The organism is Microbacterium aurantiacum (assembly GCF_021654035.1).
Classification (GTDB): Bacteria; Actinomycetota; Actinomycetes; order Actinomycetales; family Microbacteriaceae; genus Microbacterium; species Microbacterium aurantiacum.
The window spans coordinates 168,285-191,623 of the sequence record NZ_JAJPDW010000004.1; the positions used below are offsets into that span (position 1 = coordinate 168,285).

The following is a 23,339-nucleotide window of genomic DNA, read 5'->3' on the forward strand; positions in this document are numbered from 1 at the left end:
CTAGACCTGCTCCCCCGCGAGGTCGGCGACGCCGATGACGCCGGCGTCGTTGACGAGCTGGGCGATGGCGAAGCGCGCCACCGGGCGATCCCCGTAGCCCGGCAGCGAGGTCTCGTAGGCGATGCGCACGGGCTCCAGCAGATCATCCCCCAGCTGGGCGACGCCACCCCCGATGACGAAGAGCTCGGGGTCGAGGACCGCTTGGAAGCCGCCGCACGCCTCACCGAGGGCCGTCGCGACCCGGCGCAGCGCTTCGATTGCACCCGCATCACCCGCGAGGACCAGACGCGATACCGCCGGCCCGCTGATCACTCCGCTCTCCTCGCGGAGCTGGGCGAGGGCTTCTCCGATGCCGCCGGCGTCGGCGATCGCATTCGCCTCCCGCTGGAGCGCGCGCCCGGATGCGTACTGTTCGAGGCATCCGTTCTGACCGCAGCCACAGGCGCGTCCGTCCCGTGCGAACCGCGTGTGGCCGAGTTCGCCGCCGATTCCGTGTCCGCCGCGGAAGAGCGCGCCGTCGAGGACGACCGCTCCACCGACCCCGGTGCCCATCGTGAGCATCACCATGTGGTCGACGTCGCGTCCAGCCCCGAACCGGAACTCGGCCCACCCCGCGGCGTTGGCGTCGTTCTCGATGGTCACGGGCAGACCGATGCCCTGCTCGAGGGTCGCCTTGAGCGGCTCGTTGTGCCAGGCGATGTTCGGGGCGTGGATGACGACGGCGCGGTCGCGGTCGATGAAACCGGCGGCGGCGACACCGACCGCGGAGATCTCGTGTGCGGCCCGGAAGTGGGCGGCCATGTCGATGACCGCCCGCGCGAGCGCACCGGTGTCCTTGGGCGTGTCGACGCGCAGCTTCTCCACGATCCGCCCCTCGGCATCCACCACACCGCCGGCGATCTTCGTGCCGCCTATGTCGATTCCGACCTTGAGCACCGCGCTCCTCTCCGCCGACGCGCGCGCGACGGCGCCTTGAAGTCTAGTGGCGCGTCGAGATCGCCCCCGCGGCATGCCGGTCCCCGCTCACGCGCGAGCGGGCGTCGGTGCGCCCGGCTCATGCTCTGATTAGACTCAGTACGAACGAACCCGAGATTCCGTACCGGTACCGAAGGAGCTGCCGTGGCACAATTCGACGTCCCCGCGATCGTCCCCGCCGATCCCACCGCGAACGTGAGCGACCTGCTGGTCGACCGCGTGAGCCAGACCCCGCAGCGTGCACTGTTCGCCGTGCCCGACGGAGACGGCTGGCGCGACATCAGCGCCGCGCAGTTCCACGCGCAGGTGATCGCCCTCGCGAAGGGATTCGCCGCCGCGGGAATCCAGCCCGGCGACAAGGTCGGCTTCATCGCCCGCACCACGTACGACTGGACGCTGGTCGACTTCGCACTGTTCTTCGCCGGCGCGGTCATGGTCCCCATCTACGAGACCAGCTCTGCGGCACAGATCGGATGGATCCTCAGTGACTCCGGTGCCGTGGCCTGCATCACCGAGTCCGCGGACCACTCCGCGCGGCTCGCCGAGGTCCGTTCGGACGTTCCCCTCGTGACCTCCGTGTGGGAGATGCACGCGGGCGACCTGGACGCCCTCGTCGCTCAGGGTGCGGCCGTGACGGATGCCGAGATCGAACGTCGGCGGAAGATCGCCGTCGGCTCCGACATCGCCACGCTCATCTACACGTCCGGGTCGACCGGGCGCCCGAAGGGCTGCGTCCTCACCCACAGCAACTTCGTCGAGCTCGCCCGCAACTCCGGGAAGGCCCTGCAGGAGGTCGTCGCCGAGCCGGACGCGTCCACGCTGCTCTTCATCACCACGGCGCATGTGTTCGCCCGGTTCATCTCGATCCTCAACGTCCACGCGGGCGTGAAGACCGGACACCAGCCCGATACCAAGCAGCTACTGCCGGCCCTCGGCTCCTTCAAGCCCACTTACCTCCTCGCCGTCCCGCGCGTCTTCGAGAAGGTCTACAACTCCGCCGAGCAGAAGGCCGAGGCCGGCGGCAAGGGGAAGATCTTCCGGGCCGCGGCGCACACCGCGATCGAGCACTCTCGCCTGCTTCAGGAGGGCGCGCGCATCCCCCTCGGCATGCGGCTGAAGTTCGCACTGTTCGACAAGCTCGTGTACAGCAAGCTGCGCACGGCGATGGGCGGCCGTGTCCGCCACGCCGTGTCGGGATCAGCGCCGCTCGGGCCGCGTCTGGGGCACTTCTTCCACAGCCTGGGAGTCGTGATCCTCGAGGGATACGGCCTCACCGAGACGACCGCGCCGGCCACGGTGAACCTCGTGACGAAGTCGAAGATCGGCACCGTCGGCCCCGTACTGCCCGGCGTCGGCGTCCGGATCGCGGACGACGGCGAGGTAGAGGTCCGCGGCATCAACGTGTTCAAGGAGTACTGGCGCAATCCCGAGGCGACCGCTGCGGCGTTCGACGGCGAGTGGTTCCGGACGGGCGACTTGGGCGAGTTCGATCAGGAGGGCTTCCTGAAGATCACCGGGCGCAAGAAGGAGATCATCGTCACCGCCGGAGGCAAGAACGTCGCCCCCGCCGGGCTCGAGGACCCCATCCGCGCCAACCCGATCGTCGGTCAGGTGGTCGTCGTGGGTGATCAGAAGCCGTTCATCTCCGCCCTCATCACCCTCGACCCGGAGATGCTCCCGACCTGGCTCGGCAACAACGGCCTCCCCTCCGACATGTCGCTGGAGGATGCCGCGAAGAACGACGCCGTCCGCGCCGAGGTTCAGCGGGCGATCGACGTCGCCAACAAGGGCGTCTCGCGCGCCGAGTCAATCCGGAAGTTCGTCATCCTCCCCACCGAGTGGACCGAGGCGAGCGGGCACCTCACGCCGAAGATGAGCATCAAGCGAAACGTCATCATGAACGACTTTGCGGCGCAGATCGAGGAGCTCTACACGGTTCCCGTCAACACGACGTCCACGTCGATCAGCTGAGGAGCGCCGAGGAGCGGACGTAGCCGGGAGTCTGAGTGGTTCTGACCCGCAGGGTCAGAACCACTCAGACTCCCGGATCTGCTTCATCGCCTGGCGTCGGTCCTCCGGCGCCAGGCGCTGCAGATACAGCATCCCGTCGAGGTGATCGGTCTCGTGCTGGAGGGCCTGGGCCATGAGTCCCTCCCCCTCCAGAACGACCTCGTCGCCGTTCAGGTCGATGCCCACCACCTTCGCCCGCGGGTACCGCAGGGCGTCGTGCCAGAGACCCGGCACCGACAGGCATCCCTCGCCGATGCGGGAGGGCTCCCCCGCCACCTCGACCAGAACGGGGTTGAGCACGTAGCCGATGTCGCCGTCGATGTTGTAGCTGAAGGCGCGGACGCCGACACCGATCTGCGGTGCGGCGACGCCGGCGCGGCCAGGGACGGCGACGGTGTCCAGCAGATCCTGGACGAGCGCGCGCACCCCGTCGTCGATCGCGTCGATCGACGCGCACGCGGCACGCAGCACGGGGTCGCCGAAGACGCGGATGGGTCGTACGGCCATGCTCAGGCCGCCGACGCCAGGGAGCGGAGTCCCTCGACCACGGTCGCCGCCATCTCGCGCGCGGCCTGCCGCGTCTCGGGCTGCAGATCACGGAAGGTGATCGCACTCCCGGCCGCGATGAGCGGGTCGTACGGCATCCGCACGACACTGCGCACACGCGAGCGGAAGTGGGCTTCCAACTCCTCGAGCTGGACGACCGGGCGCCCGGGACGGGAGTTGTTCAGCACCACGACGGCGGAACGCACGCGCTCCGCGTACCCGTTGGTCTCGAGCCACGTGAGGGTCTCCGACGCCAGGCGCGCTTCATCCACACTGAGTCCCGCGACGATGACCACCTGATCGGCGAGGTCGAGGGTCGCCCCCATGACCGAGTGGACGATGCCGGTGCCGGTGTCCGTGAGGACCACCGAATAGTAGTGGGCGGCGAGTTCGGCCACCTGCCGGTAGTCGGTGTCGCTGAAGGCTTCCGAGACGTGCGGGTCGGTGTCCGACGCGAGGACGTCGAGGCGGGTCTCGTCGCGCGCGACGATCGCCGACAGGTTGTTGTACCCGGAGACGTCGGCGCGGGAGCGCACCAGGTCGCGGACAGTGCGGTTGCTCGTGCGCGAGATGCGCTCCGCGAGCGTCCCGCGGTCGGGGTTCGCGTCGACGGCGATGATCCGGTCGTCGCGCGCGTCCGCGAGCGCCATGCCGAGGAGGGTGGTGATGGTCGTCTTGCCGACCCCGCCCTTGCGCGAGAGCACGGGGACGAACCGCGCACCGCCGGCCAGAGGTGCAGAGATGCGGCGGTCGAGCTCCTTGCGCGCCCGCGCGCGCTTGCCGTCGCCGAGATTGATGCGACGACCGGAGAGCGAATAGATCAGGTGCTGCCACACGCCGTCAGGCTCGGGACGCGTGGTGCGGCTCGGATCGAGCAGACGGTCGGCGGTGAGGAGGTCGGCGGTCTCCCGGTCGGGCTCGAACTCGCCGAGCCGCTTCGACGTCAACGCCACCTCGGAGCGACGACGAGGCTTGTCGTGGGCCGCGGCGGCGTGGGCCTCTGCGCGCGTCATCGCCGGCGCGGGCGTCGTCGAGGGCGCGGGCGTCGTCGACGACGCGGGAGCCGGGGCGACCGGTTGCGCCCCCGTGACGGGGTCGCCCGAGGGCTGCACCGGCACGGATGCCGTGACCGGAGCCGCGGCGACGGACCCGGTCTCGACGATCTCCGCGTCGTGGATGTCCTCGTCGTCGTGACGGGAGAGGGCGACCTCGCTCCCCCCGTCCTCGACGGCCGGCGAGGATTCGACATCCTCACCGGTGGAGTCGGCGGCGTGCTCGGTGTCGGAGCGCTCCTCCCCGGGCCCGTCGATCACGGAGGCGCTGCCGTCGGCGTCGTCCACGATCTCCGCCTCGGCCGTGTCGGCCGGGATCTCGACCACGAAAGGCACCTCGCCGCTGATGACCTCGTCTTCGTCGAGGTCGTCCTCCTCCGGTTCGCTCGGAAGCTGCACGGGGACGTGCGCCGTCGGGGTTCCCAGGAGCCCGAGGGGGGCGGAGTCGATGCTGCCCGTGTCGGCGAGGATGCCGTTCTCGGCGTCGTCGGCGGGATGGTCGGGATGGTCGGGCGTCACTGCAGGTGTCTCCAAAAGCCAGGGGGCGGCGATCTCGCCGCGCTCCAGGCTACTGGGCGGGGCGGACGACGACCAAAAGGTCTCCGGCCTCGACCTGCGCGGTCGGCCCGATCGCGAGCCGCTCCACCACCCCGTCGACGGGGGCGGTGATCGCCGCCTCCATCTTCATCGCCTCGATCGACGCGACCGCGTCGCCGGCGCTCACGCGCTCACCGACACCGGTCTTGAGCGTGACGACGCCGGAGAACGGGGCGGCGATCTGACCGGGTCGCGTCGTATCCGCCTTCTCCGCCTGCCGCGCCTCGACCTGGATGCTCCGGTCGCGGACGAACACCGGTCGCAGCTGCCCGTTCAGGGTGGTCATGACGGTCCGCATGCCCTTGTCGTCGGCCTCGCCGATGGCTTCGAGCCCGACGAACAGCTGCACTCCGCGCTCGATCTCCACGACGTGCTCGGTGCCGGGCGCGAGCCCGTACAGGTAGTCGGCGGTGTCGAGCACGCTCACGTCGCCGAACACCTCGCGCACCTGCGCGAAGGCGCGGGTGGGTCCGGGGAAGAGGAGGCGATTGAGAGTCTGCCGGCGCGTGGCGCGGTCCTCGGTCAGCGCGTCGGCCTCGGCGTCCGTCAGCGGGGTCACCGCGATACGGATGTCGCGGCCCGCGAGCACCTTGCTGCGGAAGGGCTCCGGCCAGCCGCCGGGGAGGTCGCCGAGTTCGCCCGCCATGAAGCCGATCACGGAATCGGGGATGTCGTACGCGCCCGGGTTCGCTTCGAAGTCGGCCGGATCGGCCTTGACCGCGGCGAGGTGCAACGCGAGGTCGCCGACGACCTTCGACGACGGGGTGACCTTCGGCACACGGCCGAGGATGCGGTTCGCCGCGGCGTACATGTCCTCGATGAGCTCGAAGTCCTCGGACAGGCCGAGCGCGATCGCCTGCTGGCGCAGGTTGGACAGCTGCCCACCCGGGATCTCGTGGTGGTAGACCCGACCGGTCGGCCCGGGCAGCCCGGACTCGAACGGCGCGTAGAGGTGCCGCACGGCCTCCCAGTAGGGCTCGAGGTCGCCGACCGCGTCGAGATCGAGCCCCGTGTCGCGCTCGGTGTGGGCGAGGGCGGCCACCAGCGCCGAAAGCGACGGCTGACTGGTCGTGCCCGACATCGGTGCGGCGGCTGCGTCGACCGCATCCGCTCCGGCGGCGCTGGCGGCGAGGAGCGTGGCCAGCTGACCGCCCGCGGTGTCGTGCGTGTGCACGTGGACGGGGACGTCGAAGCGCTCGCGCAGCGCCGACACCAGGCGGCTCGCCGCCGCCGGCCGCAGCAGACCCGCCATGTCCTTGATCGCGAGGATGTGCGCGCCCGCCTCGACGATCTGCTCCGCGAGCCGGAGGTAGTAGTCCAGCGTGTACAGGTCCTCCGCCGGGTTCAGCAGATCGCCGGTGTAGCACAGGGCCACCTCGGCGACGGCGGTTCCCGTCGCGCGCACGGCGTCGATCGCCGGACGCATCTGAGCGACGTCGTTGAGCGCGTCGAACACCCGGAAGATGTCGATGCCGCTCGCAGCGGCCTCGGCGACGAACGCATCGGTGACCTCCGTCGGATACGGGGTGTACCCGACGGTGTTCCGGCCCCGCAGGAGCATCTGGATCGCGACGTTCGGCAGGGCCTGCCGCAGGCGGTCGAGGCGCTCCCACGGGTCTTCGCCCAGGAACCGCAGCGCGACGTCGTAGGTCGCGCCTCCCCACGCCTCGACGCTGAGGAGCTGCGGGGTCAGTCGCGCCACGTAGGGCGCGACGGTGACGAGGTCCTTCGTCCGCACGCGCGTGGCGAGGAGGGACTGGTGCGCGTCGCGGAATGTCGTCTCGGTGACGGCGAGGGCGGTCTGCGCCCGCAGGTCGCGCGCGAATCTTTCGGGTCCGAGTGCGAGAAGACGCTGACGCGATCCCTCGGGCGCGGGAGCCGTCAGGTCGAGGGCGGGCAGCTTCAGGCGCGGGTCCACCGTGAGCGGGTTGTCGCCGTGCGGCTTGTTGACCGTGGTGTCGACGAGCCAGTTCAGGATCTTCGTACCGCGGTCCTTGGATTCGCGGCCGCGCACGAGGTGCGGCCGTTCGTCGATGAACGCGGTGCTGACATCGCCGGCGATGAAGGATGCGTCGTCGAGGACCGCCTGCAGGAACGGGATGTTCGTGGACACCCCGCGGATGCGGAACTCCGCCAGGGCGCGCCGGGCGCGGACCACCGCGGCACCGAAGTCGCGTCCGCGGCAGGTGAGCTTGGCGAGCATCGAGTCGAAATGGGGACTGATCTGCGCGCCGGCGGCGGTCGTTCCGCCGTCCAGGCGGATTCCGGCACCACCCGGCGAACGGTAGGTGGTGATCTTGCCCGTGTCGGGTCGGAACCCTTGGGACGGATCCTCCGTCGTGATGCGGCACTGCAGCGCCGACCCCCGGAGATGGATGCGATCCTGCGTGAGCCCGAGGTCCTGGAGGGACTGGCCCGCGGCGATGCGCATCTGGGACTGGACGAGGTCGACGTCGGTGACCTCCTCCGTGACGGTGTGCTCGACCTGGATCCGGGGGTTCATCTCGATGAAGACGACCTCCCCCGCGCGGGGACCCGCGGTCTCGAGGAGGAACTCCACGGTCCCGGCGTTCTGGTAGCCGATGGAACGGGCGAACGCCACGGCGTAGTCGTGCAGCGCGTCGCGGACGCCCGGGTCGAGGTTCGGAGCCGGCGCGATCTCGATGACCTTCTGGTGCCGGCGCTGCAGCGAGCAGTCCCGCTCGAACAGGTGGACCGTCTCCCCGGTCGTGTCGGCGAGGATCTGGACCTCGATGTGGCGAGGCCGCTGCACGGCCTGCTCGAGGAACACCCGGGCGTCGCCGAAGGCGCTCCCCGCCTCGCGCATCGCCTCGGCGAGAGCGGGCGCGAGCTCCCCTGCGGTCTCCACGCGGCGCATGCCCCGACCGCCGCCGCCGGCGACCGCCTTGACGAAGATCGGGAAGCCGATGTCGTCGGCCTGGCCGAGGAGGACGTCGACGTCGTCGGAGGCCTCGGTCGAGCGGAGCACGGGAACGCCCGCGGCGACGGCGTGCGCCTTGGCCGTGACCTTGTTGCCCGCCATCTCGAGAACGGATGCCGGCGGCCCGATGAACGCGATCCCGTGGGCGGCGGCCTTCTCGGCCAGCTCGGGGTTCTCAGAAAGGAAGCCGTAGCCCGGGTAGACGGCGTCCGCGCCGGATTCGAGGGCGACGCGGATGATCTCGTCGACGTCGAGGTAGGCCCGGACGGGGTGCCCCTCCTCGCCGATCCGGTACGCCTCGTCGGCCTTCAGCCGGTGGAGGGAGTTGCGGTCCTCGTACGGGAACACCGCGACCGTGCGGGCTCCCAACTCGAATGCCGCGCGGAAGGCGCGGATCGCGATCTCTCCACGATTGGCCACCAGGATCTTGCGGAACATTCGACCTCCGAGCGGTGAGGTGCGGACGGGCTGAGTGTGCTCTCAGCCTAGGGGACGGTAACGTAGGGCCTTGTGCACGTACTTTCCGTCAGCTCGCTCAAAGGCGGGGTGGGTAAGACGACCGTGACGCTGGGACTCGCTTCCGCCGCATTCGCGCGGGGAGTCCGGACGCTCGTCGTCGACCTCGACCCCCAGTCCGACGTGTCGACGGGCATGGACATCCAGGTGGCGGGGCGTCTGAACGTCGCCGACGTCCTCGCGAATCCGAAGGACAAGGTCGTCAAGCAGGCGATCACCTCCAGCGGCTGGGCCAAGGTGCACCCGGGCACGATCGACGTGATGATCGGCAGTCCGTCCGCGATCAACTTCGACGGTCCGCACCCCTCCGTCCGCGACGTGTGGAAGCTCGAGGAGGCGCTCGCGACGATCGAGAACGAGTACGACCTCGTCCTCATCGACTGCGCCCCGTCGCTCAACGCGCTCACCCGCACCGCGTGGGCGGCATCCGACCGGGTCGTCGTCGTCACCGAGCCCGGTCTGTTCTCCGTCGCCGCCGCCGACCGTGCGCTGCGGGCGATCGAAGAGATCCGCCGCGGCCTCTCCCCGCGCCTGCAACCGCTCGGGATCGTCGTCAACCGCGTGCGCCCCCAGTCGATCGAGCACCAGTTCCGCATCAAGGAGCTCCGCGACATGTTCGGCCCGCTCGTACTGACGCCCCAGCTGCCCGAGCGCACCTCGCTCCAGCAGGCTCAGGGCGCGGCGAAGCCGTTGCACATCTGGCCCGGCGACTCCGCTCAGGAGCTCGCGGCAGACTTCGACGCCCTCCTCGACCGCATCATCCGCACCGGACGCATCCCGGTCCCCGGCGCCGGCACCACCTGACGACGTGCGGAGGATCGCCCCGAGACGGGGCGAGGCGACGGCCGATCAGGCCGTGCGCGCGGCGCGACGGGCGGAGAGCTCGTCCATGATCTCGGGCGTCTGCGCGTCGAAATCGACGAGTGTCGACTCGACCTCGCGCAGCACCTTCCCGACGGCGATGCCGAACACACCCTGCCCGCGGCTGACCAGGTCGATGACCTCGTCGTTCGAGGTGCAGAGGTAGACCGAGGCCCCGTCGCTCATAAGCGTCGTTCCGGCCAGGTCGCGGATCCCCGCGGCGCGCAGCTGGTCGACCGCGGTGCGGATCTGCTGCAGGGAGATCCCGGTGTCGAGGAGTCGCTTGACGAGCTTCAGGACGAGGATGTCGCGGAAACCGTAGAGACGCTGCGAGCCTGACCCGCTCGCACCGCGGACGGTGGGCTCGACGAGTTCGGTACGGGCCCAGTAGTCCAGCTGCCGATAGGTGATGCCGGCGGCCCGTGCAGCGACGGCCCCGCGGTAGCCGACCTCGTCGTCCATCTGGGGCAGACCGTCGGTGAAAAGGAGGTCGGCGACGAAAGGCTGTTCGTCGGCCGCTTCACGAGCGCTCATGCTCGTCCCCCTTAGATTCGGATGTCTCCACGTTAGGTGAGCCGGAGCCCTCCGGCAACGACATCCGGCGATCGGGTCTCGGCGTGTCGCCCACCACGGTCAGGACAGCAGCCTGTCGAGCGCAGCGCGCACGAACGTGGCGCGCACTTCGTCGAGACGGCGGGTCAGTTCTCCGGCGACTTCGCCCGCACGACCGCGGGAGGCGGCGTCGGTGCGACGCAGCATGGGCGCCAGCGCCTGCTCGACGAGGGCCACATCGCGATCGGCGTTCTGGCGGAGGGCGCGGACGTGGCGCGGCTCGATGCCGTGGCGGTCGAGGGCGACCAGCGATCGCATCAGCGCGACGGTCTGCTCGGGGTACGACTCCGCGGCCGTGATGATCCCGGTGCTGATCGCATCGTTGAGGAGCTGCGGAGCCGCGCCGGAGGCCGACAGCAGCTCGTCCCGACGGTAGCGACGGGGCGCGGGGACGATGGACGGCGGCGGCACGGCCGTGGGCGTCGCCGGGTCGCGTCCCGCGTCGACGTCGGCGAGATAGTCGCGGATGACCGAGAGGGGCAGATAGTGGTCGCGCTGGAGCGTGAGGGCGAGGCGCAGCCGCTCGAGATCCGCCATGGAGAACTTGCGGTACCCCGACTCGGTGCGCATCGGGGTGACGATCCCCTGAACCTCGAGGAAGCGGAGCTTGCTGGAGGTGAGCGCCGGGAAATCCGGCGACAGCCGGGCGAGGACCTGGCCGATGCTCAGGAGACCCGCGGACGACGAGCGTTCGCGGGCGGCAGCGGCCGGCATCAGCCTTCCGAGGACGCGGCGAGGTCGACGGGCGAGACGAAGAAGTTCAGTCGGAACTTCCCGACCCGCACCTCGGCGCCGTTGGTGAGCGTCGCACGATCGACCCGTTCGCCGTTGACGTAGGTTCCGTTGAGGGAGCGCTGGTCGACGAGCTCGAACGCGGCCCCCTGGCGGGTGATCTCCGCGTGGCGACGGGACACCGTGACGTCGTCGAAGAAGATGTCGGCCTCGGGGTGCCGCCCCACCGTCGTCACGTCCGAGTCGAGGAGGTAGCGTGCGCCGGCGGTCGGACCCGAGCGGACGATCAGGAGCGCGGCGCCCGACGGCAGAGCGTCGATCGCCTCCAGCTCGGCCTCGCCGAGGTCGCTGCCGAACGGCACGAACGACAGATCGGAGTCGTGCCCGAACGTCTGGGTGATGTCGCTTCCGCGATCGGAGCCGACGATGTCGCCTCGTGCATCGGCAGAGCGACGGATGTCGTCCGGCTCTGGCCGGCGGTAGTCCTCCACGTGGTGCTCCTTTCGAGGTGCCAGCCTAGCCGATGCGCGGACCCGGATGAGAGCCGGACGACGAGCGCGAGTCGTTACGTCGCCACCCCGTTCAGGTTCCGTGGAACGAGGGTCGATACCCTCATCCGCGTGATGACCGCACACGCCTCCCTTCCTGCCCGCCGCTCCACTCGACAGACCCTCGCCGCCGCGTGGCTGGCGTTCGCGGTCCTGCTCGCGGCGGTGCTCCTTCCCGCGTCCCCGGCCGCGGCGCACGACGAGTTGGTCGGGAGCGACCCCGCTGCCGGATCCGCCGTGGAGACGCTCCCGGCTGCTCTGACGCTGACCTTCAGCGCGGACATCGCGCCCGACGAGGGGGCGTCCGAGATCCAGGTGACGGATGCCGCCGGCACGACCCTGAACGACGGGGCGCCCGTCGTCGAAGGCACCACCCTGTCCCAGGCGCTGGCGGGCACGGCATCCGGCGAGGTGACGGTCCTGTGGAAGGTGGTCTCCAGCGACGGGCACCCGATCTCCGGCGAATTCTCGTTCACCGTGTCCGCTCCCCCGGCGCCGACCCCCACCGAGACGGCGTCGCCGACGGCCACGGCAGAACCGACGCCGAACACGGAGCCGACGGTGACCCCGGTGGAGTCGACGACTCCGGAACCGACGACGACCGAGCCGGCGTCCTCGGCCACCCCCTGGATCATCGGCGGCGTGGTGATCCTGCTCCTCGTCGCCGCCGCCGTGGCGTACCTGATCGTGTCCCGCGCGCGGCGCGATCGAGCGCGCGCGGGACACGGTTCCGACGCCGCCGACGGGCGATAGGCTGGGAGCCATGCCTCACTACGACGTCGCCATCCTCGGCGCAGGCCCCGGCGGGTACGTCGCGGCCGTCCGCGCCGCCCAGCTCGGCCTCACGGTCGCGATCATCGAGGAGAAGTACTGGGGTGGTGTGTGCCTGAACGTCGGGTGCATCCCCTCGAAGGCTCTCCTGAAGAACGCCGACCTCGCCCACACGTTCCACGACAAGGCCGAACTGTTCGGCATCTCGGGTGACGTCCACTTCGACTTCGGCGTCGCGTGGGATCGCAGCCGGAAGGTCTCGGACACCCACGTCAAGGGCATCCACTTCCTCATGAAGAAGAACAAGGTGACCGAGTACGAGGGTCGCGGCACCTTCACGGGCCCGAACGCCCTCACGGTCGCCAAGAGCGACGGCTCCACCGACGAGGTGACCTTCGACAACGCGATCATCTCGACCGGCTCGAAGGTGCGACTGCTGCCGGGCGTCGAGCTGAGCGAGAACGTCGTGACCTACGAAGAGCAGATCATGACGCGCGAACTTCCGGAGTCGATCGTCATCGTCGGCGCCGGCGCCATCGGCATGGAGTTCGCCTTCGTGATGACCAACTACGGCGTGAAGGTCACGATCATCGAGTTCCTCGACCGTGCACTGCCGAACGAGGACGCCGACGTGTCCAAGGAGATCGCCCGCCAGTACAAGAAGTACGGTGTCGACATCCTGACCTCCACCAAGGTCGAGACGGTCGTCGACTCCGGCGACAAGGTCACCGTCACCTACACCGGCAAGGACGGCGCCCAGGGCTCGATCGAAGCCGACAAGGTCCTGATGTCCATCGGGTTCGCGCCGAACGTGGAGGGCTTCGGTCTCGAGACCACCGGCGTGAAGCTGACCGACCGCGGCGCCATTGAGATCGACGACCACATGCGCACCTCCGTGCCCCACATCTACGCGATCGGCGACGTCACCGCGAAGCTCCAGCTCGCGCACGTGGCCGAAGCCCAGGGCGTCGTGGCCGCGGAGACCATCGGCAAGGCCGAGACGATGACCCTCGGCGACTACCGCATGATGCCGCGGGCGACGTTCTGCTCGCCGCAGGTGGCGTCCTTCGGCCTCACCGAGCAGCAGGCGCGCGACGCCGGCTACGACGTGAAGGTCGCGAAGTTCCCGTTCTCCGCGAACGGCAAGGCCAACGGTCTCGGCGAGCCGATCGGCTTCGTCAAGCTCATCGCCGACGGAGAGCACCTCGAGCTCCTCGGCGGTCACCTCATCGGCCCCGATGTCTCGGAGCTTCTCCCCGAGCTCACGCTCGCGCAGAAGTGGGACCTCACCGCGCTCGAGGCGGCCCGGAACATCCACACCCACCCCACGCTGTCGGAGGGCCTCCAGGAGGCGTTCCACGGCCTCGCGGGACACATGATCAATCTCTGATCAGACACGCAGAAGGGGGCGCGGGCATCCAGCCCGCGCCCCCTTCTGCGTGTCTGCCGTCAGTAGCCGAGGGCGCGCGCGAGCTTCGACGCGGAGGCCGCTTCCCGGCCGCCCGCCGCGGTGACCGCCTCCACGACCGCCGCGAAGAAGGCCGCGCGTTCGTGGTCGTCCGCCGGCGCCGCGGGGCCGAGCTCGACCTCCCACTCGCGCCATCGACGCTCCGCGCCGGTGCGGGCGTCCAGCGCGGACACGTGGTCGTCGACGACCTCCGCCACCATGCCGCCCGCGGCATCCGTCAGGGCGTACGCGGTTCGCGTGTTCCGCAGTCGGGCGATGGGACCGACCGTGCCGGTCACGATCTCCGCGACCGCGGCACGAACGGCATCCGGAACAGCCGGAACCACGCCGATGCCCTGTGGCTCCGCGCCCGTAGGCTCGTCCGCGTCCAACGGCCAGCCGACTTCGACGCGCGCTCCACGCACCCGCGGGCCCTTGATGTGCCAGCCGGCATCCGGGCCGCCGAGGCGACGCCGCAGCGCGTACCCGCTTTGCGCCAACGCGAAGTCGAGGGTGTCGAAGTACAGCGCGTCGAGGTCGCGCAGCTCGGGATCGCCGACCGCGCTGACCCCGGGCAGAACCGTCCAGTCCGGGAGGTCGACAGAGTCGTCCACATCGAACTTCAGCTCGATCTCCACCGTCCGCGACGGTCCCCCATCGGCGGAGGGCTCGGCCGAGGGGTCGACAGCCGCGCTCACACCGAATCGCTCGCCGGATCGATGTCGTCCTGCGCCTCGATGAACCAGTAGTTGATCTCGGTCGGTCCGTCGCTGTCCCCGGTGTGCTCCGGCTCGCCCTTGCGTTCGTAGACGACCTGGGTCTCGCTGTAAGGGACGATGAGGCGCTCGAGGTCGTCCTCCTCCAGCGGGAGGAGCTGTCCGTCGAGGGGTCCTTGATGCAGTCGTGCGATAGCCATGCCGCGAGCATAGTCCGCCCCCGCCGGCGGGATCAGGCACTTGCGCGCGGCCGACTATCGTGGTCACGTGAAGCCCTTCGTCCTCCTGTCCACCCGTGCCGAGGACGTGCCCGCCGACGAGGAGTACGCGCTGTTCCTGCGCTACACCGGCCTGGAGGAACGGGACCTCCTCCGGGTGCGGCTGGAATCCCGCCCGATGCCCGCGTTCGACCTCGATTCCCTTTCGGGCATCTTCGTCGGCGGCGGACCGTTCAACGCGTCCGATCCCGCGGAGCGGAAGTCGGGCGTGCAGGTCCGCGTGGAGCGCGAGTTCGCCGCGTTGCTCGACGAGGTCGTCGCGCGCGACGTCCCGTTCCTGGGTGCGTGCTACGGCGTGGGCACGCTGGGCGCACACCAGGGTGCGGTCATCGACCGCGTCCACTCCGAACCGATCAGCGTGGTCGAGGTGACGCTCACGGACGAGGGCCGGGTGGATCCGCTGGTGGCCGGCATGCCGGCATCCTTCTCCGCCTTCGTCGGACACAAGGAGGCCATCTCGCGGCTTCCCCCGTCGGCGACGCTCCTGGCTTCGTCGACGACCTGCCCGGTGCAGATGTTCCGCGTCGGCCGCAACGTCTACGCGACCCAGTTCCACCCGGAGCTGGACCTCGCCGGGATCACGACCCGCATCCACGCCTACGCGGACTACGGGTACTTCGCGGCGGACGAGCTCGACCTCACCCTCGCCGCCGTCCGGCGCGCTTCCGTCAGCGAACCCTCTCGGATGCTCCGGACCTTCGTCGAGCGCTACGCCCGCTGACGCCGACGGGACTCGGCGTCAGCGGGCGTCGTGCGCGGCGACGCTCACAGCATCGGCGGCGTGTGCCAGATCCGGTCGATGTAGTCGCGGATGGAACGGTCCGACGAGAAGAAGCCGCACCGGGCGATGTTGAGGATCGCGGCCTTGGTCCAGGCGTCCTGGTCGGCGTACGCGGCGTCGACGCGATCCTGCGCCCGGATGTACGAGGCGTAGTCGGCCAGCACCATGAAGCGGTCGTCGTACAGCAGGTTCGACACGACCGGTTCGAAGACCGTGCGGTCGCCGTCCGAGAACGCACCCGACGCGATCAGGTCGATCGCACGTCGGAGATCGTCGTCCTGCTGGTAGAACTCCGCGGGCTTGTACCCGCGCGTCCACAGCTCCTCGACCTCGGGCTCGGTCATGCCGAAGAGGAAGAAATTGTCGTCTCCGACGAGCTCGCGGATCTCGACGTTCGCCCCGTCGTCCGTGCCGATGGTCAGAGCGCCGTTGAGGGCGAACTTCATGTTCCCCGTGCCCGAGGCCTCCTTGCCGGCGAGGGAGATCTGCTCGGACAGGTCGGCGGCGGGGATCACGCGCTCGGCGAGGGTGACGTTGTAGTTGGGCGGGAAGAGGACCTGTAGACGTCCCTGGACGCGGGGGTCGTTGTTGACGACCTCCCCCACGGCGTTGATGAGGTGGATGATGCGCTTGGCCATGACGTAGCCCGGCGCGGCCTTGGCCCCGAAGATGAAGGCGCGTCCCTGGACGTCCTCCGCCCGCACACGGCCGGAGACGATCCGCTCGTAGGACGTGACGATGTGCAGCACCTTCAGCATCTGCCGCTTGTACTCGTGCAAGCGCTTGACCATCACGTCGAGCATGTGCCCGTCGCTGACCTCGAACCCGTCCCGCGCGCGCAGCACATCGCTCAGCACGCGCTTGTTCGCAGCCTTGACCTCGGCGAAGCGGGCGCGGAACTCCGGGTCCTCCGCGAAGGACTCCAGGCCCCGCAGACGTTCCAGGTCGACGGTCCAGCCCGCACCGAGCGCGTCGGTGATGAGGCCGGCCAGGCCCGGATTCGCCAGACGCAGGAACCGGCGGGGCGTGACCCCGTTGGTGACGTTGGTGAACTTGCCCGGGTAGAACTCGTCGAAGTCGGGGAGGACCTTCTCGCGCAGCAGCTGCGAGTGCAGCTCCGCGACGCCGTTGACCTTCGCGCCGGCCACGGTGGCGAGGTACGCCATCCGCACCGATCGCTCGGGGAACTCCGCGATGATCGACATGTTCCGGATGCGCATCTCGTCGTCGCCGAAGCGCTCCCGCACCGCGGCGAGGAACTCGTCGTTGATGCGGTAGATGATCTCCAGGTGCCGCGGCAGGAGCCGGCCGAGAAGCTCCACCGACCACACCTCGAGGGCCTCCGGCAGCAGCGTGTGGCAGGTGTACGCGAAGCACTGCTGCGTGATCTCCCACGCCGCATCCCACTCCATGTGCTCCTCGTCGACGAGGACGCGCATGAACTCCGGGACCGCGATCACGGGGTGGGTGTCGTTGAGCTGGAAGATGACCCGGTCGGGGAGCTTGGAGAGGTCGAAGCCCGGGGTGAGCATGTGGTCCAGGAAGTCGCGGATGGACGCGGCGACGAAGAAGTACTGCTGCTGCAGGCGCAGCTCCTTGCCCTGGGGTGTGGAATCCTCCGGGTAGAGCACCTTGGAGATGTTCTCGGCGTAGGTCTGCGCGCGAACCGCCTTCTCGTAGTCGCCGGAGTTGAAGATCCGCAGGTCGAAGGCGTCGGTGGCGACGGCCCGCCAGAGGCGGAGGGTGTTCACGCGTCCGTTGTGGTACCCGGGCACCATGTAGTTGTACGGCACAGCCTGGACGTTCCAGCCCGGCACCCAGCGACTGCGGGTGACGCCGCCCTCATCGAACGTCTCGGTGTATCCGCCGAAGGAGATGGTCTGGGCGGCCTCCGGGTGGGCGAACTCCCACGGAGACCCGAGCGTGAGCCACGCGTCCGGCTGCTCGACCTGCTGGCCGTCCACGAAGGTCTGCCGGAAGATGCCGTACTCGTACCGGATGCCGTATCCGACGCTCGGGACGCTCATCGTCGCGAGCGAATCGATGAAGCAGGCGGCGAGGCGACCGAGTCCGCCGTTGCCGAGGCCCGGCTCGACCTCCAGCGCGCGCAGCTCGTCGATGTCGATGCCGCACGCCGCCAGAGCCTCGGTGGCGATGTCGGTCAGGCGTGTGGCGAGGAGGTTGTTGTCGAGCTGACGACCGAGCAGATACTCGGCCGAGAGGTAGCAGACGCCCTTCGCCTGCGCCTCCTTCTGCCGCCGGATGTCCTCGAGCCATCGGGCGACCAGGAAGTCGCGCACGGTGGTGGCGAGTGCGATGTATCGGTCATTCGGGCTCGCTGTGGAGAGGGTCACGCCCCGCTCCAGATTGAGGTTCTCCAGGAACTGCTTGACGAAGCCGTCGACCGTGCTGGGAGGCGTGGGGACGGGGGCGAGTGCGAGCGCGTGAGACGGCTTGCTCGAGACAGGCGAGATTTGATCGGGCACGACAAGAAAATAGCGGTGCGAGGGCCCGGACGCATACCGGCAGGGAAAGATCCAGCAGACCTTAATGAACTCGACACGTCGCGCGAAGGCGCCGGGTCGGCGGGAGAGGATCGTCAGCCGGTCACGATTCCGCTGATTTCCCCGCTCCCCACGGCGTCGTCGGGCGGGAGGTCCAGCCCCAGGTCGACCAGGATGACACGCCCCGCGACCGGAGCACCGTCGCCACCGATGAGTCCTGCCTTCACCCCACCGAACGTGACGGTGACGGATGCCGGCAGAACGACGTCGTCATGAGCTCCGGTGTCGGGATCCACACCACTCGGCAGGTCGACCGCGATCACGCTCGTTTCGGCGCTCTCCACGAGCGGGCGGAGCACCCGGACGGCCTCGCGCGCGGTTCCGCGCAGAGCCGCCGACGCTCCGATGCCGACGATCCCGTCGAGGATCAGCGTGTACTGCGATGCGGAATCCCGCGCCGCAGACATCTCCACCCGACGGACCCCCACGCCGATCGCCGCAGCGAAGGCCGCCTCGTGGAAGCGGTCGCTGACGAGGAGGACGTCGACGTCGGCTTCGTCGGTCAGCTCGACGGCCGCGTACAGCGCGTCGCCACCGTTGTCGCCGGGTCCGGCGAGGATGAGGACACGGGGACGTCGGACATGCGTGCCGCTCGGGATCTGCTCGCCCGCGGACTCGAGCTCTGCGTGAGCGATCGCCGCCAGCGCCGCCGCCGCGCGACGCATGAGCGGCTCGCCCGCCTCGAGAAGCGGCTTCTCGGCCCTCCGAATCGCGTCGGCGTGAAACAGCGGCACGATCGACCGAGCCTCAGCCACGGGTGTCGTCCTTCGCTGCGCCGACCGCTGCGGCATCCGTCGCCCGGGCGAGGGTCGCTTCGCGCTCGGCCTCCGCCGCTTCCCGTGCCGCGGCGAGCTCTTCGGTGGCCACCCGGACGGCGTTCTCCGCCTTGCGCACGCGTCGCAGGATGAACGTGGGCGCACCGTGGCGCTCGCGGACCCGATCGGCGTCCTCGGCGACGCCCAGGATGATCCAGGAAGAGGCGAGGAGGATCACCTGCGCCGACAGATTGAACCAGAGCAGGAGTGCGATGAGAGCGGCGAAGGAGGCCAGGAGCGGGTTGGATCCGGCGCCTCCGACGAAAAGTCCGGACAGCTGTTGCAGAACGACCAGCCCGACTCCGCCGAGGGCCGCCCCGCCGATGATCGTCCGCGGGCGCGCCTTCACCCCGGCGAGTGTCACGAAGGCGAGGGCGATCAGCCCGGCGTCGAGGAGGAAGACCACCACGATGGAGAAGCCGCGAGTCGCGATCTCGACGAGCGCACCGTCGCCGATGCCGATCCACTCCCGGACGCTGCCGATGAAGGCGGTGCCCGCGAAGGTCGCTGCGGCGGCGAGCACGAAGCCCCCGCCGATCGCGACGGCCAGGGCGAGGTTCCGCAGGATCACCCAGATGAAGAGCGTGTCCTCGGCGACGCGGTCGGCGAGCGCCCGCAGCGCCGAGCGGAGCGATCCGATGGCGCCGATCGCCGCGCCGAGGAGGCCGACGAGCGACAGGATGCCGGCGACCGTCAGTCCCGCGGGGGCGGCGATGTCGTCGACGTCGATCAGCCCGCCCTCCCCCAGCAGACCGGGGATGGCGGAGTCGACGGCGCTGATGAGCGACTGCCAGGCGACCGGGTTGTCGCTCAACCACAGCGCCGCGAACGAGAACCCCAACAACACCCCGGCGAAGACGGAGAACAGCGCGCGGTACGTGATCGCGTCCGCGAGCATCGCCCCTCGGCGCTCGGAGTAGTGCAGGAAGGTCCGCACGGGTCGGAGCGCCAGCGCCCAGGCGGTCACTTTCGCGATCAGGTCTGCCATGTGCGCCACGATACCCACGGTCGATCGCGTGTCCCGGGGCTCGACATGCCCGCGGATGTGTGACAGAGGGGATCAGAGGGGAGCGGTCCCCTGCAGCAGGGGCGGGAGAAGCCCGATCCACGCGCCGAGGAGCATCCACGGGCCGAAGGGGATCGCGGTATGACGATCGGCGCGGCGGAGAAGGAGGAGCGCGATCGCGTAGAGGCCGCCCGCGACGAAGGCCGATGCCGCGCCCACCAGGAGGCTCCCCCACCCGGCGAAGCCGAGGAGGAGGCCGAGGACACCGGCGAGCTTGACGTCGCCGCCGCCGAGTCCGCTGCCCCGGATGCCGCGGAGCACGGCGTAGGCGCCGAACAGGACGAGCCCACCGAGGAGCGCGCGGAGGAACGCGGGCCCATCACCCTCGGCGACCGCCAGCAACCCGAGCGCGACGAGCGCGATCGGGTAGGCGGGGAGCACGATGCGGTTGGGAAGCCGGTGCGTGCGCACATCGATCATCGCGAGGACGGCACCCCACCCGAGAAAGGCGAGCAGGATGCCGCCGCGGAGGATCTCGATGAGCACGAGCAGAGGCTAACCTCCGCTGGACGTCTGCGCGGGCGGCCTGTGGACAACCGCGCGCGCAGACCGGTCACCACTGGGGGTGGATCTCCGCGCGGAGTCGCTCGTCGTAGACGCGCCGGACGGCCGCATCGAAGGCGGCGAGATCGAACCCGCCGTCGAGGAGGTCCGCGGCGGCGGCGTTCGAGCGTGCTTGCCGGACGTTCCGCGCGCCCGGGATGACACTCGTGATCCCGTTCTGCGCCGCGATCCACGCGAGCGACGCGGCGGGCAGGGTCACGCCCTCCGGCAGCGCGGCCGCGAGCTCGGACGCGGCCGCCACTCCCGTGTCGTAGTCGACGCCGGAGAAGGTCTCGCCGCGATCGAAAGCCTCACCGTGGCGGTTGTAGCTGCGGTGGTCGTCGGACGAGAAGGCCGTGTCGGAGGTGTAGCGCCCCGACAGCAGGCCCGATGCCAGAGGCACACGGGCGAACACCGCGACACCGGCGGTCGCTGCGGCCGGGAGGACCTCGTCGAGCGGCTTCAGCCGGAACGGGTTGACGATGATCTGGACGTTCGTCACGCCGGGCCGGGAAATCGCGGCGAGCGCCTGCGACACCGTCTCCACCGAGACCCCGTAGGCCGCGATCGCGCCCTCCGCGACCAGGGCGTCCAGGGCGTCGAACGTGCCGTCCGCCTCGATGACCGCCGACGGGGGGCAGTGCAGCTGGACGAGGTCGAGCGTGTCCACCCCGAGGTTGCGTCGCGAGCGCTCGGTCCACGCGCGGAAGTTGTCCGGGCTGTAGTTCTCCGGTTCCTGGGGCATCCGTCGCCCCATCTTCGTCGCGACCGTGATGTCGTGGCCAGGACGCTGTGCGAGGAATCGCCCGATGATCGATTCGCTGCGCCCGTCGCCGTAGACATCGGCCGTGTCGAACAGGGTCACGCCCTGCTCGACGGATGCCGCGAGCACCGCGGTGGCGTCCTCTTCGGTGACCGCTCCCCAGTCCGCGCCGAGCTGCCAGGTGCCGAGTCCGATCACCGAGACGTTCCGTCCGGTGTGCCCCAAGGGTCGCTGCTGCATGGATCCTCCTCGATAGTCCTCGCCCAGCATGTCACGCGCGACGTGCCCGACGGGCGACGCGATATTCACGGCCCCGGCCCTGGCGGCATCCGCGCGGGTCGGAGGACACTCGAGGTGTCGGCGCATCCCAGCTGCCTTCGGCATCGGCGCCGGACGGGAATGGAGGACGGAAGCATGACACGCACGATCGTCATCACCGGTGCCGCGAGCGGAATCGGGCGGGCCACGGCGGAGCTGCTCGCCGAGCGGGGGAACCGGATCATCGGCGTCGACCTGCGCGGGAGCGACGTCGATGCGGATCTCACCACGCCGGAGGGGCGGAGAGCGCTCGTCGACGGCGTCCGCGACCTCTCCGGCGGCGCCGTCGACGGGGTGATCGCCAACGCGGGCCTCGCGTCACCGACCGTCGCCACCGCGGCCGTCAACTACTTCGGCGCCGTCGCCACGCTCGAAGGACTCCGACCGCTGCTGGCCGAGTCCCCCGCGCCCCGCGCCGTGGCCACGGCGTCCATGGCATCGCTGTATCCACCGGACGACGCGCTCCTCGATCGACTGCTCGACGGCGACGAGGACGCGGCGCTCAGCCGGGCGCGTGAACTGGCGGCAGGCTCACCGGAGGAGGCGAACGCGATCTACGGGACTACGAAGCGTGCCCTCGCCCGCTGGATCCGGCGCCACGCACCGACCCCGGATTGGGCAGGTGCAGGGATCCCGCTGAACGCGATCGCCCCGGGGGTCGTGTCGACGGCGATGACCGAGCAGTTCACGAGCACGGAGCAGGCCCGGGAGGCGATCCTGCAGATGGTGCCGATGCCGCTCAACGGGATCTTCCCGCCGCGGGACGCCGCCTACCTTCTCGCGTGGCTGGTCAGCGAGGAGAATGCGCACCTGTGCGGGCAGGTGATCTTCATCGACGGCGGCTCGGACGCGGTCATGCGCGGCGATTCCACCTGGTGAGCAAGTAGTCGGCCGTCACGGCGTGATCAGGACCGGGGTGCCCTCCGGCAGCTCGGCGAGCGCAGCGATCGCGGCGGGATCCACACGCACGCAGCCGTTGGAGATCGCCCCCGATCGCTCATCGTGGTAGTGGAACGCCGTGACCGCGGCATCCGCTCCGCCGAAGCCGTCGAGCGTCGGGGACTGCACCGACAGGTACACGATGGGGTGCCCGCGGGTATAGCCGAACTCGGGCACGACGCGCGTGGTCATGATGTACGACCGCCCGAGCGGGGTCGGCGTGGCCTCGGTGCCCCAGGCGAAGTCCGTCGCGATCGTCTGCCGCTCCTCGCCGCGCACGATGTCGATCGTGCGCGCGCCGATCGCGACCTCGACGTGCGCGTCGGAGGGGACGACGTCGACGTCGGCGGCTCGGACCCACCCGGCGACCTGCGCGGCGTTCCCCTGCGAGGGAACGGACTGTCGTCCGACGAGGAGCACCTTCAGCCAGTGCTCCTGCCGCTCGACGACCGGAACCGACGTCCCGTCGAAGGGGAGGGTCGCCGGGAGGAAGCCGATCGGCTCAGCCGTCGGATCGGCGAAGACGGGAGCGCCCGCCGCGCGGGGAGTCGCGATCGCTTCGCTCGGCACCGCGTACGGGTCGTCGTCGACGGGAAGCCCCGCGTTGACGGCGAAGACATCCACCTGCGCCAGCCCCGCGGGATCGTACGCAACGGTGTTCGCGGGGAATTCCGTGATCGTCGGGGTGGGAGTCGGGGTGGGTACGGGCGACGGGGTCGCCGCGACTGTCGGCATCGGCGCCGATGTCGGTCCCGCGTCGGGCCCGGCAGTCAATCCCGACACGGCGAGCGCCGCACCCACCGTAACCGTCAGGGTCGCGATTCCACCGACGATCCACGGCCACCGGCGACGCGAGGACGCAGATGCCGCCCGGTCGGGGTCGGCGGCGGGGTCGGGCGCGTCCGTCATGCGTCCATGCTCACCCGGCTGCCAGTCCCCCGCAACCCG

21 protein-coding genes are annotated in these 23,339 nt (G+C 70.0%); 6 read left to right on the forward strand and 15 right to left on the reverse strand.

Annotated elements, in window-relative coordinates:
• On the reverse strand, positions 1-936 hold the full coding sequence (locus LTL01_RS10710; RefSeq protein WP_053547259.1) for an ROK family protein: 936 nt from the start codon (positions 934-936) through the stop codon (positions 1-3).
• Between the two features lie 183 nt (positions 937-1,119).
• On the opposite strand from LTL01_RS10710, the gene LTL01_RS10715 reads away from it, so the two are divergent.
• The gene (locus tag LTL01_RS10715) at positions 1,120-2,946 is read left to right on the forward strand and encodes an AMP-dependent synthetase/ligase (RefSeq protein ID WP_236968549.1); all 1,827 of its coding nucleotides are present in this window, start codon (positions 1,120-1,122) and stop codon (positions 2,944-2,946) included.
• A 54-nt stretch (positions 2,947-3,000) separates the two neighbouring features.
• Here LTL01_RS10715 and LTL01_RS10720 read toward each other — a convergent pair whose 3' ends face one another.
• Genes LTL01_RS10720 through LTL01_RS10730 form a run of 3 tightly spaced genes read right to left on the reverse strand, consistent with a single transcriptional unit; the run spans position 3,001 to position 8,559 of the window.
• Positions 3,001-3,492, reverse strand: a complete 492-nt coding sequence (locus tag LTL01_RS10720; RefSeq protein WP_236968550.1) for a peptide deformylase — start codon at positions 3,490-3,492, stop codon at positions 3,001-3,003.
• 2 nt (positions 3,493-3,494) lie between these two features.
• Positions 3,495-5,102 (reverse strand): MinD/ParA family ATP-binding protein, encoded by a 1,608-nt coding sequence (locus LTL01_RS10725; protein WP_236968551.1) that lies wholly within the window; start codon positions 5,100-5,102, stop codon positions 3,495-3,497.
• Positions 5,103-5,151: 49 nt separating this feature from the next.
• Positions 5,152-8,559 (reverse strand): pyruvate carboxylase, encoded by a 3,408-nt coding sequence (locus LTL01_RS10730; RefSeq protein WP_236968552.1) that lies wholly within the window; start codon positions 8,557-8,559, stop codon positions 5,152-5,154.
• A 72-nt stretch (positions 8,560-8,631) separates the two neighbouring features.
• Between LTL01_RS10730 and LTL01_RS10735 the strand changes: the two genes are divergently transcribed.
• Complete coding sequence (locus LTL01_RS10735) at positions 8,632-9,441, forward strand: ParA family protein (RefSeq protein WP_236968553.1); 810 nt, start codon at positions 8,632-8,634, stop codon at positions 9,439-9,441.
• 45 nt (positions 9,442-9,486) lie between these two features.
• Here LTL01_RS10735 and LTL01_RS10740 read toward each other — a convergent pair whose 3' ends face one another.
• The 3 genes from LTL01_RS10740 to LTL01_RS10750 form a co-directional block, all read right to left on the reverse strand.
• On the reverse strand, positions 9,487-10,032 hold the full coding sequence (locus LTL01_RS10740; protein ID WP_053547253.1) for a MerR family transcriptional regulator: 546 nt from the start codon (positions 10,030-10,032) through the stop codon (positions 9,487-9,489).
• 99 nt (positions 10,033-10,131) lie between these two features.
• Positions 10,132-10,824 (reverse strand): transcriptional regulator FtsR, encoded by a 693-nt coding sequence (ftsR, locus tag LTL01_RS10745; RefSeq protein ID WP_236968554.1) that lies wholly within the window; start codon positions 10,822-10,824, stop codon positions 10,132-10,134.
• Entirely contained in the window at positions 10,824-11,333 is a 510-nt protein-coding gene (locus tag LTL01_RS10750) for an FHA domain-containing protein (RefSeq protein ID WP_053547251.1), read from the reverse strand. Before LTL01_RS10750 ends, ftsR begins: the two co-directional genes overlap by 1 nt.
• Positions 11,334-11,465: 132 nt before the next feature.
• On the opposite strand from LTL01_RS10750, the gene LTL01_RS10755 reads away from it, so the two are divergent.
• The gene (locus LTL01_RS10755; RefSeq protein ID WP_236968555.1) at positions 11,466-12,143 is read left to right on the forward strand and encodes a copper resistance CopC family protein; all 678 of its coding nucleotides are present in this window, start codon (positions 11,466-11,468) and stop codon (positions 12,141-12,143) included.
• A gap of 10 nt (positions 12,144-12,153) precedes the next feature.
• A complete protein-coding gene (gene lpdA, locus LTL01_RS10760) occupies positions 12,154-13,551 on the forward strand; it encodes a dihydrolipoyl dehydrogenase (protein ID WP_236968556.1) in 1,398 nt (465 codons plus the stop codon).
• A gap of 59 nt (positions 13,552-13,610) precedes the next feature.
• Here lpdA and LTL01_RS10765 read toward each other — a convergent pair whose 3' ends face one another.
• Positions 13,611-14,306 carry a CYTH domain-containing protein gene (locus tag LTL01_RS10765; RefSeq protein ID WP_236968557.1) on the reverse strand — a complete coding sequence of 232 codons (696 nt, stop codon included), beginning with the start codon at positions 14,304-14,306 and terminating at the stop codon, positions 13,611-13,613.
• Positions 14,303-14,524 carry a response regulator gene (locus tag LTL01_RS10770; RefSeq protein ID WP_236968558.1) on the reverse strand — a complete coding sequence of 74 codons (222 nt, stop codon included), beginning with the start codon at positions 14,522-14,524 and terminating at the stop codon, positions 14,303-14,305. The genes LTL01_RS10765 and LTL01_RS10770 overlap by 4 nt, the downstream gene beginning before the upstream one ends.
• Before the next feature lie 67 nt (positions 14,525-14,591).
• Here LTL01_RS10770 and LTL01_RS10775 point away from each other — a divergent pair, with 67 nt between their 5' ends.
• Positions 14,592-15,323, forward strand: a complete 732-nt coding sequence (locus LTL01_RS10775) for a glutamine amidotransferase (protein WP_236968559.1) — start codon at positions 14,592-14,594, stop codon at positions 15,321-15,323.
• Positions 15,324-15,367: 44 nt separating this feature from the next.
• On the opposite strand, the gene LTL01_RS10780 is transcribed toward LTL01_RS10775, so the two are convergent.
• The 5 genes from LTL01_RS10780 to LTL01_RS10800 form a co-directional block, all read right to left on the reverse strand.
• Complete coding sequence (locus LTL01_RS10780; RefSeq protein WP_236968560.1) at positions 15,368-17,869, reverse strand: glycogen/starch/alpha-glucan phosphorylase; 2,502 nt, start codon at positions 17,867-17,869, stop codon at positions 15,368-15,370.
• Between the two features lie 113 nt (positions 17,870-17,982).
• Positions 17,983-18,702: an NAD(P)H-hydrate epimerase gene (locus LTL01_RS10785; protein ID WP_064319344.1), complete on the reverse strand. Its 720-nt coding sequence runs from the start codon at positions 18,700-18,702 to the stop codon at positions 17,983-17,985.
• Positions 18,695-19,750, reverse strand: coding sequence for a YihY/virulence factor BrkB family protein (locus LTL01_RS10790; RefSeq protein WP_236968561.1), 1,056 nt, complete (start codon positions 19,748-19,750; stop codon positions 18,695-18,697). The genes LTL01_RS10785 and LTL01_RS10790 overlap by 8 nt, the downstream gene beginning before the upstream one ends.
• A gap of 72 nt (positions 19,751-19,822) precedes the next feature.
• The gene (locus LTL01_RS10795; RefSeq protein ID WP_236968562.1) at positions 19,823-20,314 is read right to left on the reverse strand and encodes a prepilin peptidase; all 492 of its coding nucleotides are present in this window, start codon (positions 20,312-20,314) and stop codon (positions 19,823-19,825) included.
• Positions 20,315-20,381: 67 nt separating this feature from the next.
• Positions 20,382-21,374, reverse strand: a complete 993-nt coding sequence (locus LTL01_RS10800) for an aldo/keto reductase (RefSeq protein ID WP_236968563.1) — start codon at positions 21,372-21,374, stop codon at positions 20,382-20,384.
• Between the two features lie 174 nt (positions 21,375-21,548).
• Here LTL01_RS10800 and LTL01_RS10805 point away from each other — a divergent pair, with 174 nt between their 5' ends.
• The gene (locus LTL01_RS10805; RefSeq protein ID WP_236968564.1) at positions 21,549-22,331 is read left to right on the forward strand and encodes an SDR family oxidoreductase; all 783 of its coding nucleotides are present in this window, start codon (positions 21,549-21,551) and stop codon (positions 22,329-22,331) included.
• A 15-nt stretch (positions 22,332-22,346) separates the two neighbouring features.
• Here LTL01_RS10805 and LTL01_RS10810 read toward each other — a convergent pair whose 3' ends face one another.
• Positions 22,347-23,300, reverse strand: coding sequence for a L,D-transpeptidase (locus tag LTL01_RS10810; protein WP_236968565.1), 954 nt, complete (start codon positions 23,298-23,300; stop codon positions 22,347-22,349).
• Positions 23,301-23,339: the final 39 nt, after the last annotated feature.

Bases quoted from the DNA above. Each gene is read 5' to 3' on its own strand.
- LTL01_RS10810 (WP_236968565.1), bottom strand. From the start codon at position 23,300: ATGACGGACGCGCCCGACCCCGCCGCCGACCCCGACCGGGCGGCATCT.
- LTL01_RS10740 (WP_053547253.1), bottom strand. From the start codon at position 10,032: ATGAGCGCTCGTGAAGCGGCCGACGAACAGCCTTTCGTCGCCGACCTC.
- ftsR (WP_236968554.1), bottom strand. From the start codon at position 10,824: ATGCCGGCCGCTGCCGCCCGCGAACGCTCGTCGTCCGCGGGTCTCCTG.
- lpdA (WP_236968556.1), top strand. From the start codon at position 12,154: ATGCCTCACTACGACGTCGCCATCCTCGGCGCAGGCCCCGGCGGGTAC.
- LTL01_RS10770 (WP_236968558.1), bottom strand. From the start codon at position 14,524: ATGGCTATCGCACGACTGCATCAAGGACCCCTCGACGGACAGCTCCTC.
- LTL01_RS10755 (WP_236968555.1), top strand. From the start codon at position 11,466: ATGACCGCACACGCCTCCCTTCCTGCCCGCCGCTCCACTCGACAGACC.
- LTL01_RS10805 (WP_236968564.1), top strand. From the start codon at position 21,549: ATGACACGCACGATCGTCATCACCGGTGCCGCGAGCGGAATCGGGCGG.
- LTL01_RS10720 (WP_236968550.1), bottom strand. From the start codon at position 3,492: ATGGCCGTACGACCCATCCGCGTCTTCGGCGACCCCGTGCTGCGTGCC.
- LTL01_RS10790 (WP_236968561.1), bottom strand. From the start codon at position 19,750: ATGGCAGACCTGATCGCGAAAGTGACCGCCTGGGCGCTGGCGCTCCGA.
- LTL01_RS10800 (WP_236968563.1), bottom strand. From the start codon at position 21,374: ATGCAGCAGCGACCCTTGGGGCACACCGGACGGAACGTCTCGGTGATC.
- LTL01_RS10730 (WP_236968552.1), bottom strand. From the start codon at position 8,559: ATGTTCCGCAAGATCCTGGTGGCCAATCGTGGAGAGATCGCGATCCGC.